General features: G+C 68.9%; 17 protein-coding genes and 6 tRNA genes. 2 read left to right on the top strand and 21 right to left on the bottom strand.

Annotation, left to right across the window (positions count from 1 at the left end; translation table 11 throughout):
* Positions 1-217: 217 nt before the first annotated feature.
* The 4 genes from clpP to K8612_RS28290 all read right to left on the bottom strand — a co-directional run bounded on the left by clpP (position 218) and on the right by K8612_RS28290 (position 2,549).
* A complete protein-coding gene (gene clpP, locus K8612_RS28305) occupies positions 218-838 on the bottom strand; it encodes an ATP-dependent Clp endopeptidase proteolytic subunit ClpP (RefSeq protein WP_223738538.1) in 621 nt (206 codons plus the stop codon).
* A 47-nt stretch (positions 839-885) separates the two neighbouring features.
* Complete coding sequence (tig, locus tag K8612_RS28300) at positions 886-2,163, bottom strand: trigger factor (protein ID WP_223764551.1); 1,278 nt, start codon at positions 2,161-2,163, stop codon at positions 886-888.
* Between the two features lie 102 nt (positions 2,164-2,265).
* Positions 2,266-2,347: transfer RNA gene (locus K8612_RS28295), tRNA-Leu, on the bottom strand.
* A gap of 129 nt (positions 2,348-2,476) precedes the next feature.
* Positions 2,477-2,549 (bottom strand) — tRNA-Lys (locus K8612_RS28290).
* A 332-nt stretch (positions 2,550-2,881) separates the two neighbouring features.
* On the opposite strand from K8612_RS28290, the gene bet reads away from it, so the two are divergent.
* The gene (gene bet, locus K8612_RS28285) at positions 2,882-3,964 is read left to right on the top strand and encodes a phage recombination protein Bet (protein WP_223764550.1); all 1,083 of its coding nucleotides are present in this window, start codon (positions 2,882-2,884) and stop codon (positions 3,962-3,964) included.
* A gap of 95 nt (positions 3,965-4,059) precedes the next feature.
* On the opposite strand, the gene K8612_RS28280 is transcribed toward bet, so the two are convergent.
* The 13 genes from K8612_RS28280 to K8612_RS28220 form a co-directional block, all read right to left on the bottom strand.
* Positions 4,060-4,133: transfer RNA gene (locus tag K8612_RS28280), tRNA-Arg, on the bottom strand.
* Between the two features lie 21 nt (positions 4,134-4,154).
* A tRNA-His gene (locus tag K8612_RS28275) sits at positions 4,155-4,228 on the bottom strand.
* Positions 4,229-4,322: 94 nt separating this feature from the next.
* Positions 4,323-4,396, bottom strand: a tRNA-Arg gene (locus tag K8612_RS28270).
* Positions 4,397-4,436: 40 nt separating this feature from the next.
* Positions 4,437-4,510 (bottom strand) — tRNA-Pro (locus K8612_RS28265).
* A 71-nt stretch (positions 4,511-4,581) separates the two neighbouring features.
* Positions 4,582-5,172, bottom strand: a complete 591-nt coding sequence (rdgB, locus tag K8612_RS28260; RefSeq protein WP_223764549.1) for an RdgB/HAM1 family non-canonical purine NTP pyrophosphatase — start codon at positions 5,170-5,172, stop codon at positions 4,582-4,584.
* The gene (rph, locus tag K8612_RS28255) at positions 5,169-5,873 is read right to left on the bottom strand and encodes a ribonuclease PH (RefSeq protein WP_223738534.1); all 705 of its coding nucleotides are present in this window, start codon (positions 5,871-5,873) and stop codon (positions 5,169-5,171) included. The genes rdgB and rph overlap by 4 nt, the downstream gene beginning before the upstream one ends.
* A gap of 48 nt (positions 5,874-5,921) precedes the next feature.
* A complete protein-coding gene (locus K8612_RS28250) occupies positions 5,922-6,728 on the bottom strand; it encodes an N-acetylmuramoyl-L-alanine amidase (protein ID WP_223738533.1) in 807 nt (268 codons plus the stop codon).
* A 66-nt stretch (positions 6,729-6,794) separates the two neighbouring features.
* Positions 6,795-7,859 (bottom strand): selenide, water dikinase SelD, encoded by a 1,065-nt coding sequence (gene selD, locus K8612_RS28245; RefSeq protein ID WP_223764548.1) that lies wholly within the window; start codon positions 7,857-7,859, stop codon positions 6,795-6,797.
* Positions 7,860-7,872: 13 nt separating this feature from the next.
* The gene (locus K8612_RS28240; protein WP_223738531.1) at positions 7,873-8,817 is read right to left on the bottom strand and encodes a DUF4388 domain-containing protein; all 945 of its coding nucleotides are present in this window, start codon (positions 8,815-8,817) and stop codon (positions 7,873-7,875) included.
* A gap of 37 nt (positions 8,818-8,854) precedes the next feature.
* Positions 8,855-9,577 (bottom strand): lipopolysaccharide assembly protein LapB, encoded by a 723-nt coding sequence (locus K8612_RS28235; RefSeq protein WP_223738530.1) that lies wholly within the window; start codon positions 9,575-9,577, stop codon positions 8,855-8,857.
* A 37-nt stretch (positions 9,578-9,614) separates the two neighbouring features.
* On the bottom strand, positions 9,615-10,319 hold the full coding sequence (locus tag K8612_RS28230; protein ID WP_223738529.1) for a hypothetical protein: 705 nt from the start codon (positions 10,317-10,319) through the stop codon (positions 9,615-9,617).
* Positions 10,316-11,086 (bottom strand): outer membrane protein assembly factor BamD, encoded by a 771-nt coding sequence (locus tag K8612_RS28225; protein ID WP_223738818.1) that lies wholly within the window; start codon positions 11,084-11,086, stop codon positions 10,316-10,318. The genes K8612_RS28230 and K8612_RS28225 overlap by 4 nt, the downstream gene beginning before the upstream one ends.
* Before the next feature lie 12 nt (positions 11,087-11,098).
* Complete coding sequence (locus K8612_RS28220; protein ID WP_223764547.1) at positions 11,099-11,605, bottom strand: regulatory protein RecX; 507 nt, start codon at positions 11,603-11,605, stop codon at positions 11,099-11,101.
* A 36-nt stretch (positions 11,606-11,641) separates the two neighbouring features.
* On the opposite strand from K8612_RS28220, the gene K8612_RS28215 reads away from it, so the two are divergent.
* Positions 11,642-12,379, top strand: coding sequence for a hypothetical protein (locus K8612_RS28215; protein ID WP_223738527.1), 738 nt, complete (start codon positions 11,642-11,644; stop codon positions 12,377-12,379).
* A gap of 31 nt (positions 12,380-12,410) precedes the next feature.
* On the opposite strand, the gene K8612_RS28210 is transcribed toward K8612_RS28215, so the two are convergent.
* The 4 genes from K8612_RS28210 to K8612_RS28195 all read right to left on the bottom strand — a co-directional run bounded on the left by K8612_RS28210 (position 12,411) and on the right by K8612_RS28195 (position 17,066).
* Complete coding sequence (locus tag K8612_RS28210) at positions 12,411-13,829, bottom strand: type IV pilus twitching motility protein PilT (protein ID WP_223764546.1); 1,419 nt, start codon at positions 13,827-13,829, stop codon at positions 12,411-12,413.
* A 143-nt stretch (positions 13,830-13,972) separates the two neighbouring features.
* Entirely contained in the window at positions 13,973-14,374 is a 402-nt protein-coding gene (gene rpsI / locus K8612_RS28205) for a 30S ribosomal protein S9 (RefSeq protein ID WP_120526842.1), read from the bottom strand.
* A 9-nt stretch (positions 14,375-14,383) separates the two neighbouring features.
* Positions 14,384-14,830, bottom strand: a complete 447-nt coding sequence (gene rplM, locus K8612_RS28200) for a 50S ribosomal protein L13 (protein WP_223738525.1) — start codon at positions 14,828-14,830, stop codon at positions 14,384-14,386.
* 169 nt (positions 14,831-14,999) lie between these two features.
* Entirely contained in the window at positions 15,000-17,066 is a 2,067-nt protein-coding gene (locus tag K8612_RS28195; protein WP_223738524.1) for an ATP-dependent helicase, read from the bottom strand.
* Positions 17,067-17,079: the final 13 nt, after the last annotated feature.

Here is a 17,079-nt window from a genome sequence, read left to right as displayed (position 1 = left end):
GCCTGAAAGGCCCCAACCCGCTTCGCGTCCGGTCCCCTGCTCCCGCCAATCTAGTCAGCCCCCATCCGGAACGTCCACGCACCTTCCGGGTACTTAACAAGGGGAAAATGCCGGTGACGGGAGAAACGAGAAGGCCGGAGGCGCGGGAGAAGATTCCCAGCACCCCCGGCCGCCGACCGGGTGGTTGACGCCCCGGTCCTTTCGGATGTCGGTGTGTCTACTTCTTCTCTTCCGGCTTCACACCCACGACCTTCCGGGGGTCCTGGATGGCGTCGATGATGCCGTACGCCTTCGCCTCCGCGGCGCCCATGAAGTAGTCGCGGTCCGTGTCCTTCTCCACGCGCTCGATCGTCTGTCCGGTGTGCTTGACGATGAGCTCGTTGAGCTTGGCCTTCATGCGAAGGATTTCACGGGCCTGGATTTCGATGTCCGTCGCCTGACCGCGCGCGCCACCGAGCGGCTGGTGGATCATGATGCGGCTGGAGGGCAGCGAGTAGCGCTTGCCCTTCGCGCCGGCGAGCAGCAGCACGGCGCCCATGGAAGCCGCCTGCCCCACGCAGATGGTGGAGACGGGCGCCTTGACGTACTGCATCGTGTCGTAGATGGCCAAACCCGCCGTCACCGACCCACCGGGCGAGTTGATGTAGAGGTTGATGTCCTTGTCCGGGTCTTCCGACTCCAGGAACAGGAGCTGGGCGACGATGGCGTTGGCCACGTCATCGTCGATCTCCGTTCCCAGCATGACGATGCGGTCCTTCAGGAGCCGGCTGTAGATGTCGTACGAGCGCTCACCCCGGTGGGTCTGCTCGATGACGTAGGGGACGGGCATGAAGGGCATGTCGGATGGACCTCTAGAAGGGACTCAGGTGCCTTGAAGGAAAAGCCTCAAGAATACTTCGCCCGGCCCTTGAGGAATTCAATCGTCTTTTCCTCGCGAAGTCGCAGAGACAACCCAAGGCGCTCGTCCGGGCCCTTGAAGTACTTCTTCACCTGGGCGACCGGCTGGTTGGCCTCGATGGCCAGGTCCTCGATGCGCTTCTCCACGTCCTCGTCGGACGCCTGGATGTTCTGCTGCTGGGCGATGGCCTCGAAGAGCAGCGTGCCCTTCACCTCGAGGGTGGCCTTCTCCCGCATCTCGTCGCGCAGGCGGTTGAAGTCCAGGCCGAGCTGGCGCGGGTCGATGCCCTGGCGCTGCATCTGGCGGAAGGCGCCCTCCATCATGGAGTCGATGGCGCGCTCCACCATGGCGCGGGGCACGTCGAACGGGTTCTTCTCCAGGAGCGCCTTGATGAGCGCGTCACGCTCGTCCACGGTGGCCTGGTTCTTCTTGGCCTTCTCCAGGTCCGAGCGCACCTTGGCGCGCAGCTCGTCCACCGTCTGCGCGACGCCGGTCTGCTTGGCGAAGTCGTCGTTGAGCTCCGGCACCACCGGCTTCTTCAGCTCCTTGACGGTGATGTGGAAGACGGCCGTCTTCCCGCGGACCTCTTCGGCTTGGTAGTCCTGGGCGAAGGTGTACTCCACGTCCTTGGACTCGCCGACCTTCACGCCCGCGAGCTGCGGGATGTTGCCCTGGATGAGGTCGCCGTCCTGCACGCGCACGCCAATGCCGTCCGCCTTGCTGCCGGGGAACGCGTTGCCGTCCACCTTCGCCTCGAAGTCGATGGTGACCTGGTCGCCCTGGGCCGCGGTGTCGCGGTCGGTGACGGGCTCGATGCGGCCCAGGTTCTGGCGCATGTTCTCGATCTGCTGGTTCACCGCGTCGTCCGCGACGGCGGTGTCCACCTTCGTGAGCGCCAGGCCCTCGAAGTCCTTGGCCTCCACCTTCGGCTTCACCTCCACGCGCGCCTCGAAGCTGAAGGGGGCGCCGGGCTTGAGGCCGGAGTTGGTGACCTGGGGCGAGGCGACGGCCTCCACCTTGTGCTCGCGCACGGCGTCCAGGTAGGCGCGCTGCACGACGCGCTGGATGACGTCGTCCTCCACCTGCTCGCGGTACTTCTGCTCGAGGATGCGGCGGGGGACCTTGCCCTGACGGAAGCCGGGCAGGCGCACCTGGCCGCTGAGCGCGGTGTACGCGCGGTTGAGCTCCTCAGAAACGCGGGCGGAGTCGACCTCGATGGAGAGCTTCTTCTCGATGGGAGAGAGCTCTTCGACCTGGACCTTCATGCGGGCCTCGCTCGCCGCCTCCACGGGCTGTGCGTCCCGGGGCGGCAACCGGAAAGTGGGACGTGGGCTTTAGGGGATAGGCACGAACGGGTCAACGCGAAATGGGCGAGGAGGGACTCGAACCCTCACACCTTGCGGTACCAGATCCTAAGTCTGGCGCGTCTACCAGTTTCGCCACCCGCCCGACGCGTCGTGCGACCGTCCTACCGCGAAACGTCCGTGGGGGACAGGGGCTTTCCGGCGCGCGCTTTCGGGCCAGGGAGCGCCGGAAAAGACACAGGGCCCCTTCCGTTTCCAGAAGGGGCCCTGCGAGTGAGAGCGGAGGGAATCGAACCCACAACCTATGGATTAAGAGTCCATTGCTCTGCCAATTGAGCTACGCTCCCGGTTTTGCGTTCGGCCGCGTTGGCTGCGCGACGTCCGAGGTGGCGCGGTGAATACCGGGCGCCGCCTGTCCTGTCAAAACGTTTTTGCACACCCCTTCCATTCTCCGCGTTGGAACCGGATGCCCGGCGTGCGGCCGGCCGTCCCCGCGACCGGGAAGCGATGCGAAGGGTCGGCCCGGCTCGCATGTTGATCCACGCTGCGGTTCGCGCTGCAGGCCTGTAGCAGGGACCCTTCCGGGCCCCTGCCCCGCCGGTCGTGCGTCGTGAGCCCGGGCAACCATGTGGGCGGGCGAGGGTCGTCCGCCTTTTCGAGCAGGGCCGGAGACACAGTGATGGATGCGAATGTGAAGGCGGATGGAACGGCGTCGCCGCAGGGCGCGGCCTGGAACCGGGAGCGGGTGGACCTGGTGAAGCGGACCATCTGCCCGCGGGGAATCAGCGAGGACGAGTTCGCCCTCTTCATCGAGCAGTGCAAGCGCAGCGGGTTGGATCCGCTGCTCAAGGAAGCGTTCTGCGTGGCGCGCCGGCAGAACATCGGCAACCGCGAGCGGCCCAACTGGGTGACGAAGTACGAGTTCCAGCCCTCCGAGGCGGGGATGCTCGCCCGGGCGGAGCGCTTCCCGGACTTCAAGGGCATCCAGGCGAGCGCGGTGTTCGCCGAGGACGAAATCGTCGTGGACCAGGGCAAGGGCGAGGTGGTGCACCGCTTCAACCCGGCCAAGCGCAAGGGCGCCCTGGTGGGTGCCTGGTCGCGCGTGGTGCGCGAGGGGAAGCTGCCCGTGGTCGTGTGGCTGGACTTCTCCGGCTACGTCCAGCAGACGCCGCTGTGGGCCAAGATTCCCACGACGATGATTGAAAAGTGCGCGCGCGTGGCGGCGCTGCGCAAGGCGTACCCGGAGGCCTTCGGCGGACTGTACGTGCGCGAGGAGATGCCGGCCGAGGAGTACGACGCGCACGACGAGCCCGCGCCCGCCTCCGGCGCCTACGAGGTGCTGGGCTCGAAGCCGGGCCCGGTGAAGGCGTCCTTCCCCACCCTGGCTCCGGCGCCCACGGAGGCGCCCAGGGCGGTGGAGACGGCGCGGACTCCGGAGAAGGAGGAGGCGCGGCTGGACGTGGACGTGCCGCTGGCGCCGGCCAAGACGGTGGCGGCGGTGCCCGTGGCCCAGACGCCGGAGCGCCCGAAGGCGAGCGCGGTGGTGGTGGCGTTCGGCCCGCACAAGGGCAAGACGACGTCCGAGCTGTCCGACGACGAGCTGAGCGAGACCATCGACCTGGCGCACGAGAAGCTGATGGAGCAGCCCCGGGCCAAGTGGGCGAAGGCCATGCGCGAGAACCTCACCGCGCTGGAGGCGGAGACGGAGCTGCGCTGCCAGGTGCCCACGGCGAAGAACGGGGCCGCGAACCCGGACGCCTGAAGTCCCGCGTGAGCGCGAAATGAACAACGCCCGCGTCCCGGAACAGGGGCGCGGGCGTTTCGCTTTTCACACCAGGAAGGGGCTGGGAAAGGGTGTGCGCCCAGAGGGACTTGAACCCCCAACCCTCGGCTTCGAAGGCCGATGCTCTATCCAGTTGAGCTATAGGCGCGACAGGAAGCGAGAGAAGAAGGGCGAATGACCGGGATCGAACCGGCAACCTCCGGAGTCACAGTCCGGCGCTCTAACCAGTTGAGCTACATTCGCCGTCACTTCACACGTCACGGCTTTGGAAAGCGGCGGTCTCCTACCGTGGAAACCGGAGCCGTTCAAGGCCCAAAACCATCTGCCAGCAGATTTGCGCCCCAGGCAGGGCTCGAACCTGCGACCCCCGACTTAGAAGGTCGGTGCTCTATCCAGCTGAGCTACTGGAGCTGGTCGACAACAACGCTGCTGAAACCCACGGCACTTCAAGTCGGGGCGAGAGGATTTGAACCTCCGACCCCCTGCGCCCAAGGCAGGTGCGCTACCAGGCTGCGCTACGCCCCGAGAAGTGCTGCATTCTTCGCCTAACGCGGACGGACGCGCAAGCTTGCTGTTCCTGACGCCCGCCCGCCCGGTCAGAGCGCCAACAGATGGCGCCGCATCAACAGGAAGGCCCGGGCCCGGTGCGACACCCGCGACTTCTCCTCCGGCGCCAGCTCCGCCATGGAGCGCCCGCCCTCCCCCTCCACCTGGAACACGGGGTCGTAGCCGAAGCCGTTCGTGCCCTTCGGCGCCCGAAGGATGAGGCCCTCGCAGCGGCCCACCTCCACCCGGGCCTCGTCCCCCCTCCCCGTCACCAGCGCCAGGGCGCAGCGGAAGGAGGCGGTGCGCCTCTCCTCCGGCACGTCCGCCAGGTCCGCGAGGAGCTTCTCGTACCGGTCCTTGTCGCTCCCCGGCGCGTAGCGGGCGGAGTGCACGCCGGGCCGCCCGTCCAGCGCGTCCACGCACAGCCCGGAGTCGTCCGCCAGCGCGGGCAGCCCGGTGGCCTCCGAGTACTCGCGGGCCTTCTTCACCGCGTTCTCCTCGAAGGTGGCGCCGTCCTCCACGGGCTCCGGCACGGGGGGCAGGTCCTTGAGGGACACCACCTCCACCGCGTCGCCCACGAGCGCGCGCAATTCGCGCAGCTTGCCGGCGTTGCCCGTGGCGAAGAGCAGCTTCGGCTTCATCCCAGCACCTTCGCCTGCGCGGCGGCGAGCTGCTGGATGGCGGCCAGGCCTCCGTCCAGCATCGCGTCCATCGACTTGCGGTCGAAGAGCTTGTGCTCGGCGGTGCCCTGCACCTCCACGATGCGGCCGTCGCCCGTGGCCACGAGGTTCAGGTCCACCTCCGCGGTGGAGTCCTCGTCGTAGTCCAGGTCCACGCGCACCTCGCCGTTCACCACGCCCACGGACACCGCGGCCAGCGGAGTGAGGCCCTTCAACAGGCCCGGCTTGTTGAGCGAGCGCATGGCCAGCACCAGCGCCACGTACGCGCCGGTGATGGACGCGGTGCGCGTGCCGCCGTCCGCCTGGATGACGTCACAGTCCAGCGTGAAGGTGCGCACGCCCAGCGCCTGCAGGTCCACCGACGCGCGCAGCGCGCGGCCGATGAGCCGCTGGATCTCCATGGTGCGGCCGGACTGCTTGCCCTTGGCGGCCTCGCGCGAGCCGCGCGTGTGCGTGGCGCGCGGGAGCATGCCGTACTCGGCCGTCACCCAGCCCGAGCCCTTGCCCATCAGGTGCGGTGGGACGCGGTCCTCCACCGAACAGGTGACGAGCACCTTGGTGTGGCCGAACTCCACCTGGACGGAGCCCTCCGCGTAGCGGTTGACGTTGGGCGTGAGGGTGACGGGCCGGAGGTCCAGCGCACCACGGTTGAAGGAACGCACGAGGGAAGGCTCCTGACAGGGAGGGACGGGCGAAGCCCCCACGCTTTATCAGGGCGCGGTGGATCCAGCCACCGGTTGCGAGGGCGAGGAGTCCCGCCGCCGCGTCTCCCGGAGGAAGGCCTGCACCCCATCCGCGATGGCCTCCGCCAGCGTCTCCTGGTACGCCGCCTTCCCCAGCCGCGCGCCCTCCTGCGGATGGGAGATGAAGCCCACTTCAATCAGCACCGCCGGCGCCTCCACGCCCGTGAGGACGAAGAAGGGCGCCTGCTGCACGCCCCGGTCCGCCGCGCCGCTCCTGGACACGAGGCGCGGGTGGATGGCGTAGGCCAGCCGGGACGCGTCCGAGTGCGCCTCCGTGCGCGCCAGGTCATCCAGGATGAAGGCCAGCGTGGAGTGTCCCCGCGCCGCACGGGCCGTGGGGGCCTCCGCGTTCTCCCGGTCCGCCACCGCGCGCGCCGCCTCACCGGAGGCGTTGGCGGAGAGGAAGTACGTCTCGATGCCCTCGGTGCGCTCGCGCAGCCGCTTCGTGGGCATGGAGTTGGCGTGGATGGAGAGGAAGAGGTCCGGCCGCTGGATGTTGGAGAACTCCACCCGCTCCGACAGCGCCATCAGCGTGTCGCGCTCGCGCGTGAGGAACACCTCGCTGCCCGCGGCCTCCAGCTTCTCGCGCAGGCGCTGGGCAATCTGGAGCGCGACCTCCTTCTCCCAGAGCGCGCCGGGCCCCTTCGCGCCCTCCTTCGCCCCGCCATGTCCCGGGTCGATGACGATGCGCGCGCCGCGCTCCCCCGCTCCGGCGAGGGCCGGCAGGAGACACGCGAGCACGGGGAGGAAGAGGGGGAAGCGGCGCGGCGACATTCGCGCCGGGATGTTAGCGGAGGCCCGGCCCGGAGGCGAAATCCGCTCCCGGGCGCCAGCGCGCCTTCATCCGATGACGTCGATGCCGGGGCGGCCCGCCTGCACTTCGCCGATGAGGGCCGCGTCCACGCCCGCCTTCTCCAGCGCCTGGAGGGCCTTGAGCGCGTGGCGCGCGGGCACGCTGGCCAACAGGCCGCCGTTGGTCTGCGCGTCCGCGAGCAGCCACTGGATGTGCTCCGGCAGCCCCTCCGGGAACGTGACCTGCTTCTTCACGTGCGCGAGGTTCGTCTTCGTGCCGCCCGGGATGACTCCGGCCTCCGCCAGCGCGGGCACCTCCGCGATGAGCGGGATGCGCTCCAGGTCCACCGCCGCGCGCGTCTTCGCGCCGTTCATCATCTCCAGGAGGTGGCCCAGGAGGCCGAAGCCCGTCACGTCCGTGAGCGCGTTCACCTTGAAGGCGCCCGACGCGAACACCTCGCCGGCGGCCTTGTTGAGCGTGGCCATCTGCGCCGTCACGCGCTTCGTGAGCTGCCTGGACGCGAGCCCCCGCTTGATGGCGGTGGTGGCGATGCCCGTGCCCACCGGCTTGGTGAGCAGCAGCACGTCCCCCGGCTTCGCGCCCGCGTTGGTGAGCACCTTCTTCGGGTGCACCACGCCGGTGACGGCCATGCCGAACTTGGGCTCCGGGTCGCGGATGCTGTGGCCGCCCAGGATGGGGATGCCCGCCTCGTCCGCCTTGGACTGGCCGCCCGCCAGAATCTTCTGCAGCGTCTTGAGCGGCAGCTCGTCCGGGAAGCACACCAGGTTGAGCGCGAACAGCGGCTTCGCGCCCATGGCCCAGATGTCCGACAGCGCGTTGGCCGCGGCGATGGCGCCGAACTGGAACGGGTCGTCCACGAGCGGCGGGAAGAAGTCCACCGTCTCCACCACGGCCATGCCCGGCGCCACCTGGTACACGGCGGCGTCGTCGTTGGTGTTGAAGCCCACCAGGGCCCGGGGGTGGGACGCCGCCCCCTTGAGCCCGCCCAGGACCGTGGCCAGGTCCCCCGCCTTGAGCTTCGCCGCGCAGCCCGCGCAGTGGCTCATCTCCGTGAGGCGCTTCTTCGGCGCCACCGGCTTCGCACCCGCCATGATGTTCCCCGCCCTACTCCGCGCGCACGTAGTCGCGCTTCATGAGCTGCACCACCGTCTCGGCGGTGAGCACGTCGTCGCCGTCCGAGTGGTCCAGCACCCCGCCCAGCGAGCCGTGGTTGTGCACCAGTTGCAGCACGTCCAGCAGCTCCGGCGTCAGTTCCTTCAAGGGCGCCGTCATGGGCTGCGCGAGGCGCAGCGCCGTGGCCATGGGCGGCAGGTTCGGCTGCAGGCGCTTGAACTCGTCCAACTGCCGCAGGGCGTCCATCAGGAGCGCTTCGGTGGAGGAGTCCAGCTCCACCATGAACTCCTGCGTGTCCGCGGGGCGCAGTTCGAAGTCACCCTCTTCCCAGGTGACGATGCGGTTGAAGCTCTTCTGCGGGCCCAGGTTGTGGTTGTCGTCGATGACCGCGTAGTACACGCGGCCCTGGCGCAGGTAGATCTTCCCTTCGTGGGCATTGTTCACCACGAGCACGCCGTTCTTCTTGGACGTGTGGAAGAGCTGGAGCAGGTCCGGGAGGGGGATCTCTTCAATCTTCCCCGTCATGGAGCTGGCCTTGGTGGTGCGCGCGGCCTGGGCCGCGGCGGCCTCCTCCAGCTTCTGCTTCACGACGCTCTCGTCCACCGGCGCGCTCTCCGCGCCCTGGTGCACGAGCTTGAGGATGGAGGTCCCGATGAGGATGCGGTCTCCCTCCTTCAGCTTGGCCTGCTTGACCTTCTCGCCGTTGACGAAGGTGCCGTTGGTGGACCCCAGGTCCTCGATGGTGATGGCTCCGTCGGAGAACAAGATCTTCGCGTGCTTGCGCGAGACCATGTCCTCCACCAGCACCATGTCCAACTCGCTCGACCGTCCGACGACGATCTGCTTGTTGGCCTTCAGCGGGAACTCACCGCCCTGGTACTTCCCGGAGATGAACTTGAGGGCAAAGGACTTCGCCGTACCGCCAGGAGTGCTCACGGTGCCGCGACCTCGATGATGGAAGTTGCCATGGTGCTCAACCCGTCACTTCCGCCTTCCCCGGGTCCTTCACCAGGTTGAGGTACATCTGCGCGCTCTTGTTGCCGGGGCTGCGCACGAGCACGTCTTCCCAGACCTTCACCGCCTCGTCACGGCGACCCGCCGTGTACAGGGCGATTCCATAGTTGATCCGTCCAGGAATGTACGACGGATTCTGCGCGATGACCTGCTCGTACTCCGCCAGGGCCGCCGCGTTGTCGCCGGCGTCCCGGAGGGCGTTGCCCAGCTTCAGGCGGATGTCCACGAACTCCGGGAAGTGGGCCAGCGCGCGGCGGTACTCTTCAATGGCCTTGGGCCACACGCCGCTGGAGGCGAACACGTCGCCGATGTCGGCGTACATGTTGGCCACCTTCTTCATGACGTAGGGGTCGAGCTCGCCGGGGGCGCCCTTCTGGCGGGACAAGGCGGCCTGGTAGACCTCCTTCGCCTCCGCGTACTTCCCCATGTCGTTGTAGATGACCGCCAGGTTGAGCGCGGCCTCGGTGTACGCGGGGTTGAGCCGCAGCGCGGACTCGAAGGCCCGCTGCGCCCGGGCGAACTGGCCCTGGTCGTGGTAGATGATGCCGAGCATGTTGTAGACGTCGGCGAAGGTCGGATTCTGCTCGACCACCTTCGTCAAGAACTGCTCGGCCTGGGCGTACTGCTTCTTCTCGAAGGAGCCGCGCCCGAGGGTCAGTAGCTGCTTGAGGGCTTCGTCCATGACTCGGCCCGCGCGGGCCCCTGCCTCCTCGGGAAGCCTACATCAGCCCGGGCGAAAACAAGAATTGATCGCCCTCGCGCACCAGCAAAAGCGGCCGCTCGCCCCGGGTGTCCACCGGCCGGGCCGGAAGGTCTCCCTCCACCCGGTAGTGCTCCGTCACCGTCACCTCGTCCCGCTCCAGCCGGGCGTACCACGCCTGGGCCGTCAGCCGCCTCCTGCCCAGGGGGGCGACCTCCGCCCACGTCGGGCCCGCGCCGCCGTCCCCTCCCGGGCCCGCCAGCCGTGACAGCGCCTCCGGCCGGCCTTGCGCCAGGGCCTGCCGCCGCGCCTCCAGCGCCGCCACCACCGCCACCAGCCGGGGCGCCACGGAGGACTCGGGCCTCCACCGGCCGGACGCGCGGGTGAAGGGGACCACCTCCACGCCCGCCGTGCTGACCGTGGTGGCGCCCAGCGCGCCGTCGAAGTCCAGCGTGGCGAAGGCCTCCGCGCGCTGGCCGTCCGGCGCCACCGACACGGAGATGCGCGCGTACTGGAGCTTCCGGGAGACGAGCGGCGCCGGGGCGCCGGGCACGGGCAGGGACACGCCGTCGTGCTCGGCCTGCTTCAGGGTGGTGATGATTTCGGCTTCCGGCCCGGCCGCGGCGCCCAGCAGGCGCGAGCCCAGGAACAGGAGGACGATGGCGGCGGCGAGCACGGCGATGCCGATGCCCCCCAGCCGGCCCCAGTCCTCCGAGCGCCTCACGAGCCCAGCATCTTCTGGGCACGCTGGGCGGCGGGCGTGCCCGGCAGGCGCTTGAGGACTTCCTTCAGCGTGTTCTGCGCGCGCTCCGTGTCGTTGAGCTTCACGTACGCGTTGTGGAGGTCGAAGAGGGCCTCCTCTTCCAGCGGCGTGCCCGGGTAGTCCTTGAGGAGCCCCTCCAGGCGCTGGGCCACGGCCTTCCAGCGCTCGCGCTTCGCGTAGAAGGACGCGACGTACAGCTCATGGCGCGCCAAGCGCTGCTTGGCATCATCCCGGTGCGCCGTGGCGTCCTTCACGTACTGCGAGTTGGGGTACTCGCGCAGGAAGATGTTCATGGCCCGGAGCGCGTCGTACATGGGCTTCTGCTCCTTCTCGTAGGAAGGCGGCAGGGCGAAGAACTCCGAGGGGAACTCCTCCACGTAGGACAGCGCCGCGCGGTAGGCGGCGTAGTCCACCTTGGGGTGCGTGGGGTGCAGCCGCATGAAGGAGTCGAACTTCTCGCGCGCCTCCGGGTACATCTCCCGGGCCATGTCCAGGTCCCCCAGCTTCAGCTCCGCCTCGCGGGCGGCCTCCAGGTAGGGGAACTTGGTGCGGACGTGGTCGAAGTACTTCTCCGCCTTGAGGTAGTCCTTGTCCTCCAGCGCGGCCTCGCCCAGGGCCAGGTTCTCCGCGGCCATGGTGGCGTAGTCGGGCTCGCCCACGGGCCCCGCGGTGAGGGCGGCACAGGCGGACAACATCAGGGCGGACAGGACGAGGACGACGGAGCGCATCACGCCCCCAAACTATTCGTCCTGCCCGGAGGGGTCCAGCGAAGGTTCTCCCACCAGCCGGGTCACGATGTCCGGCGCGAAACCCCGGCTGAGCAGGAGCCGCCCTGCCCTCGCCTGCTCCTTCGCGTCCAGCGGGCGGCCGGCCAGGCGCCGGCGCTCCAGCACCTGCCGGGCGGCGGCCACCGCGTCGAAGCCCACCGCGTCCTTCGCCTCGGAGAGCGCCCGCCGCGCCTGCGTGCCCTCCAGCCCGTGGGCCTGCAGCCGCTGGAGCACCGCCCGGGGCCCCAGCTTGCCCCTGCCCAGCAGGGCCTGGGCGCGTTCACGCGCGAACTTCGCGTCGTCCAGGTAGCCCCACTCCGCGAGGCGCGCGAGCACCGCGTCGCGGACGGACTCCGGGTAGCCCTTGCGCTCCAGGGCGAGCGTCAGCTCATGCCGGCTGCGGCCGCGCGCCTTGAGCAGGCGCAGGCAGGCGTCGGTGGCGCGCTGGACAGCCTCGGGGCCTTCGGGCTCGTCAACCATCGCGGAGTCCCTACCATGTGGTAACAGGCCTTCGCCATGCACCCCATCCTCGCCCGCTTCCTCACCGCAGACGCCGCCAGGGAAACGCTCCGCAAGGAGAAGGCCGGCGAAGCGCTGACTCCGGAGGAGCAGCACTTCGTGGCCGCCGCGGACGCCAACCCCAAGCAGAAGGCCATGCTGCTGGGCGTGAGCGGACGCGCGCTGTCCTCCGACGCCCAGGCCGCGCTGGTGCTGCTGGCCGCGCACGCCGCAGCCCGCGCGCTCACGCAGGACGAGTCCCTGTCCGCCGCGACGCAGAAGGCGCGCGAGGCGCTGAAGGAGGAGGGCGCGAGCGACGAGGAGTCGGACGCCTTCCTCGCGTCCATCCTGCTGGAGGAGGCCTTCGGCTACGAGCAGGAGGTGGACAGCTTCGACGCGGACTACGTGAAGGAGTCCCTGGGCGAGGTGCCCGCCCTGGCCGCGCTGTCCAAGGAGTCCGTGGACGCGCTGTTCCTTGCGTTCGCCAAGGCCGCGCCCAACGACGCGGACCGCAAGGCGCGCGAGCACATGGCGCGGGCGCTGTTCGACATCGCGTGGGCGGAAGGCCCCACGTCCATCAACCCGGAGCACCTGGAGACGCTGCTCGACAACGAGGTCGTCCAGGAGTCCGACGAGGTGCAGGACGCGCGCGTGCGCGCCACCGTGTCGCTGCTCCAGACGCTGGCGCACCAGGGCCTCATCGGGCCCATGCGCCTCACCCGGCTGCGCGCGCAGTTGGGGGACGACGACGCCTGAGGCGGCGCCCTCCCCCTTCGCGCCGGGCTTCCTAGAAGCGTTCGATCTGGAAGTCGTCGTCACCGCCGGCCGCCGGAGCGGGCGCGGCCACCGGGGCGGGCGTGGGCGGACGGGCCACCACCTGCGGAGGCAGCGGCCGGCCCTGGACGACGCCGGGCGGCGGGGTGGCGGGACGCGGCGCCGCGACGCCGGGCGGAGGCGTCATGGGCCGGGCGGCCATGGGCGCTCCGGGGCGCGGGGCCTGGGGAACCGGCGCGGGCGTGGGCGCCATCGGGGCCGCCTGGGTGGGCGCGCCCTTCTGCGCGAAGGACTGCGAGCCCGGGATGGGCCGCTCCTCGCCGGCCTTGGCGTCGAAGGCGTCCCACTTCGAGTCGGACGTGCCGCTGATGCCGGAGAAGCGCAGCGCGAAGTCGTCCGGGTTGCTCGCCTGGCGGTGGGCCTCCTCGTAGGTGACCAGGCCGTTGCGCACCAGGCTCATCAGCGACTGATCGAACGTCTGCATCCCGTAGGAGTCCGTGCCCTGCGAGATGGCGTCGTGGATCTCCTTCGTGCGGTCCTTGTCTTCAATCAGCTCGCGCACGCGCGCGGTGACGCGCAGCACCTCCACCGCCGCCACGCGGCCCTTGCCGTCCGCGCGCGGCACCAGGCGCTGGCTCACGACGCCGCGGAGCACGCTGGAGAGCTGCAGGCGCACCTGCTTCTGCTGGTGCGGGGGGAACGCGGACACGATGCGGTTGATGGTCTCCGTGGCGTCCAGCGTGTGCAGCGTGGACATCACCAGGTGGCCCGTCTCCGCGGCGTGGAGCGCCGTTTCGATGGTCTCGTGGTCGCGCATTTCGCCCACCAGGATGACGTCCGGGTCCTGGCGCAGCGCGGACTTCAGGGCCTGCGAGAAGCTCATCGTGTCCACACCCACTTCGCGCTGGTTCACGATGGAGCGCTTGTCGCGGATGAGGAACTCGATGGGGTCCTCGATGGTCATGATGTGGTTGGTTTCGTTGGAGTTGATGTAGTCGATCATCGCCGCCAACGTGGTGGACTTGCCGGAGCCCGTGGTGCCCGTCACCAGCACCAGGCCGCGCTCCTCGCCGCACACCTTCTCCAGCACCGTGGGCAACAGCAGGTCCTTCATCGTCATCACCTTGAAGGGGATGACGCGGAGCACGGCGCCCACCGTGCCGCGCTGCTGGAAGACGTTCACGCGGAAGCGGCCCAGGCCCGGCACGCCGTAGGCCAGGTCCACCTCGTTGCTGACCTTGAACTTCTCCTTCTGGAACTCGTTCATGATGCCGAACGCCATGCGCGCCACCTCTTCCGGGGGCAGGCGGCGGCCGTCCTTGAGCGGCACCAGCGAACCATCCACGCGGAACATGGGCGGCAGGCCCGCCTTCAGGTGGATGTCGGAGGCTCCGCCGCGCAGGGCGATCTGCAGGATTTCGTTGAGTTCCATGAGGGTGTCCGGATGGTAGCAGAACGCCCCCGCGCATCGCGACGGGGCACGGCCCACCCGCTTGCCCGCAAAGCACGACGGCGGAGGCTTCCCGAAGGAAACCCCCGCCGACGAACGGCCGCAGAGCGGGCCGGCAAGCGTGATTAGCGCTTGGAGAACTGGAACCGACGACGGGCGCCGGGCTGGCCGTACTTCTTGCGCTCGACCGCGCGGGCGTCGCGGGTGAGGAAGCCGGCCTTCTTCAGCGCCGGACGGAACTCCGGGTTGAAGGCGCACAGCGCGCGCGCGATGCCGTGACGGATGGCACCGGCCTGGCCGGAGAGGCCGCCGCCACGCACGTTGACCGTGACGTCGAGCTTGCCCTTCTGCTCCAGGATCTCCAGCGGCTGGTTGAGCACCATCTTCGACGTCTCACGGCCGAAGTACTCGTTGATGTCGCGGCCGTTGATGACGACAGCGCCGTTGCCGGGACGCACCCAGACGCGAGCGGTGGCCTCCTTGCGGCGGCCCGTGGCGTAGAAACCGAGTTCAGGATTGATCGCCATGGCTGTTCCTTACGCCTCGACCTTGTACGCCACCGGCTTCTGGGCGGTGTGCGGATGGGTGTCACCAGCATAGACCTTGAGCTTCGTCATCATCTGACGGCCCAGGGCGTTGCGGGGCAGCATGCGGCGCACGGCGTTGAGGATGATGTCCTCGGGGTGACGCTGGCGCAGCTTCTGGAGGTTGGTGATCTTCAGGGCGCCCGGAAAACCGGCGTACGGGTGACGGTAGTACTGCTTGTCCGTCTCCTTCGTGCCCGTCACCTTCACCTTCTCGGCGTTGATGACGATGACGTGGTCACCCGTGTCGATGGACGGGGTGTACGTGGGCTTGTGCTTGCCCTTCAGGAGGGTGGCGATCTGACTGGCGGCGCGGCCAAGCACCTTGTCGGACACGTCGATGACGTGCCACTGGCGCTTGATGTCCCCAGCCTTGGCGCTGTAGGTCTTCTGCGACATTTCGTGCACTCCAGACTTCGGCGCGACACCCAGGTGCATGCCAGGGGCCGCGTGCTCGTGCGATACCAACCGCGGGTCCTCCGCCTGAAACTCCGACAGAAGCCCGGAAAGGCTGACCCTCCTAGTAGGACGGCGGGATCAAGTCAAGGTTGGGCGTACGGGGGACCCCTCACGGTGCCCGGCCAGGGGTGCCAGGGCCCGGGCTGCCGGCGCCAGGCTTCTTGAAGCGCTCCTTCAGGTTCGCGAAGAAGTTCTTCTCCTTCTCGTCCGGAGGGCCCTGACGCGGCGCGTCCATATCCACGTTCTCGAAGGCGTCCGGGGGCAGGTCCTCCAGGAAGCGGGAGGGCGTGCGGGGGACCTCCTTGCCGCGCTTCACGCGCACGGTGGAGCGGGTGAGGTAGAGCAGCTCCTTGGCGCGGGTGATGCCCACGTAGCAGAGGCGGCGCTCCTCCTCGAGGTTCTGCGCCTCGCCCTGCATGCCGCCGTGGGGCATCAGGTCCTCCTCCATGCCGATGAAGAAGACGAGCCGGTACTCCAGGCCCTTGGAGGCGTGCAGGGACATCAGCGTCACGCGCTTGTTCTGCCCCGGCACCTCCTCCTCCTCCTGGCGCGTGTCCAGGCTGAGGCGGTTGAGGTACGTGAGGAGGCTGGCCTTGGGGCCCTCGCGCTTCTCGAACTTCTCCAGGGACGCGAGCACCTGATCCACGCCCTTGAGCTTCTTGTCCGCGGCGGTGCCGGAGACGGCCTTGGCGCGGGTGGCCTCGCGGAAGCCGATCTCCTCCAGGAGCTTGTGGGTGGCCTCGGACAGGCGGGGCGTCTGGGCGAAGGCGTCGCGGTAGCGCTCCACCATCTCCACGAACTCCAGCACCTTGCCGCCCGCGCCCGCGGGCAGGTCGTCATAGGTGTCCGCGCGGCGCATCACCGTCCAGAGTGTCACGCCCTCCGCGCGCGAGTGCGCGTGCAGCCGCTCCATGGTGACGTCGCCGATGCCGCGCGAGGGCACGTTGACGATGCGCATGAGGGAGATTTCGTCCAGCTTGTTCGCCAGGACCTTGAAGTACGCGATGACGTCCTTCACTTCACTGCGGTCGAAGAACTCGCTGCCGCCCACGACCTCGTAGGCGATGTTCTTCTCGCGCAGCATCTCCTCCACCGGGTGGGCCTGACCGTTGGTGCGGTAGAGCACCGCGATGTCGTCCGCGGGGACGCCCAGCGAGATGTGCTTCTGGATTTCGTGCGCGACGAAGCGGGCCTCCTCCTCGTCGTTGGGGCACGCCACCACCTTCACCAGCGGACCGCCCTTGCGGTCGGTCCACATGCGCTTGTCCTTGCGCTCCGGGTTCTTGGCGATGACGGCGTTGGCGGCGTCCAGCACGCGCTGGGAGGAGCGGTAGTTCTGCTCCAGCCGCACCTCCTTGCCGCCCGGGAAGTGCCGGTCGAAGTCCAGGATGTTGCGCACCTCCGCGCCGCGCCAGGAGTAGATGCACTGGTCGTCATCCCCCACCGCGCACACGTTCCTCGCCTCGCCCGCCAGCAGCTTGAGCAGGTCCAACTGCGCGTGGTTGGTGTCCTGGAACTCGTCCACCAGGAGGTACTGGAAGCGGGCCGTGTACTTGCGGTGCAGGTCCGGGTGCTCGCGCAACAGGCGCGCGGGCAGCACCAGCAGGTCGTCGAAGTCCACCGAGCCCTGCGCCTTGAGCGCGAGCTGGTAGTCCGCGAAGACCATGGAGGTGATGAGGTCGTAGTCGTCCCCCAGCCCTTCCGGTTTGGGCTGGGGCGCCTCGCCGGAGTTCTTCGCCTTGGAGATGAGGGTGAGGACCTTGCGCGCGTCGAAGGCGCGATCATCGATGCGCTTCTCGCGCATGGCGCGGCGGATGATGGAGAGCTGGTCGCCCATGTCCGCGATGGCGAACTTCCGGGGCCAGCCCAGCCGGTGGATGTCCTCGCGCAGCACCTCCGCGCCGAACGCGTGGAAGGTGCACACCAGCACGCCCTGGGCGCGAGGCCCGGCCATGTGGATGAGGCGTTCCTTCATCTCCGTGGCGGCCTTGTTGGTGAAGGTCACCGCGAGGATGTTGCGGGCCATGATGTGGTTGGGCCGCTCGTTGAGCAGGTGGACGATGCGGTGGGTGATGACCCGCGTCTTTCCACTGCCAGCGCCTGCCAGCACGAGCAGGGGGCCCTGGAGCGTCACCACGGCCTCGCGCTGAGGAGGATTGAGCTTCGAAAGGTCCATTGCGCGCGGGCCA

The sequence above is a fragment of the Corallococcus sp. AS-1-6 genome (assembly GCF_020037015.1).
Lineage (GTDB): Bacteria > Myxococcota > Myxococcia > Myxococcales > Myxococcaceae > Corallococcus.
This window is presented reverse-complemented; position numbering and strand designations above follow the sequence as displayed.

Excerpts from the sequence above, each read along its gene's own strand:
- clpP (WP_223738538.1), bottom strand. The coding sequence starts at position 838 with ATGCCCTTCATGCCCGTCCCCTACGTCATCGAGCAGACCCACCGGGGT.
- tig (WP_223764551.1), bottom strand. The coding sequence starts at position 2,163 with ATGAAGGTCCAGGTCGAAGAGCTCTCTCCCATCGAGAAGAAGCTCTCC.
- bet (WP_223764550.1), top strand. The coding sequence starts at position 2,882 with ATGGATGCGAATGTGAAGGCGGATGGAACGGCGTCGCCGCAGGGCGCG.
- rdgB (WP_223764549.1), bottom strand. The coding sequence starts at position 5,172 with ATGAAGCCGAAGCTGCTCTTCGCCACGGGCAACGCCGGCAAGCTGCGC.
- K8612_RS28250 (WP_223738533.1), bottom strand. The coding sequence starts at position 6,728 with ATGTCGCCGCGCCGCTTCCCCCTCTTCCTCCCCGTGCTCGCGTGTCTC.
- selD (WP_223764548.1), bottom strand. The coding sequence starts at position 7,859 with ATGGCGGGTGCGAAGCCGGTGGCGCCGAAGAAGCGCCTCACGGAGATG.
- K8612_RS28235 (WP_223738530.1), bottom strand. The coding sequence starts at position 9,577 with ATGGACGAAGCCCTCAAGCAGCTACTGACCCTCGGGCGCGGCTCCTTC.
- K8612_RS28225 (WP_223738818.1), bottom strand. The coding sequence starts at position 11,086 with ATGCGCTCCGTCGTCCTCGTCCTGTCCGCCCTGATGTTGTCCGCCTGT.
- K8612_RS28220 (WP_223764547.1), bottom strand. The coding sequence starts at position 11,605 with ATGGTTGACGAGCCCGAAGGCCCCGAGGCTGTCCAGCGCGCCACCGAC.
- K8612_RS28215 (WP_223738527.1), top strand. The coding sequence starts at position 11,642 with ATGCACCCCATCCTCGCCCGCTTCCTCACCGCAGACGCCGCCAGGGAA.
- K8612_RS28210 (WP_223764546.1), bottom strand. The coding sequence starts at position 13,829 with ATGGAACTCAACGAAATCCTGCAGATCGCCCTGCGCGGCGGAGCCTCC.
- rpsI (WP_120526842.1), bottom strand. The coding sequence starts at position 14,374 with ATGGCGATCAATCCTGAACTCGGTTTCTACGCCACGGGCCGCCGCAAG.
- rplM (WP_223738525.1), bottom strand. The coding sequence starts at position 14,830 with ATGTCGCAGAAGACCTACAGCGCCAAGGCTGGGGACATCAAGCGCCAG.
- K8612_RS28195 (WP_223738524.1), bottom strand. The coding sequence starts at position 17,066 with ATGGACCTTTCGAAGCTCAATCCTCCTCAGCGCGAGGCCGTGGTGACG.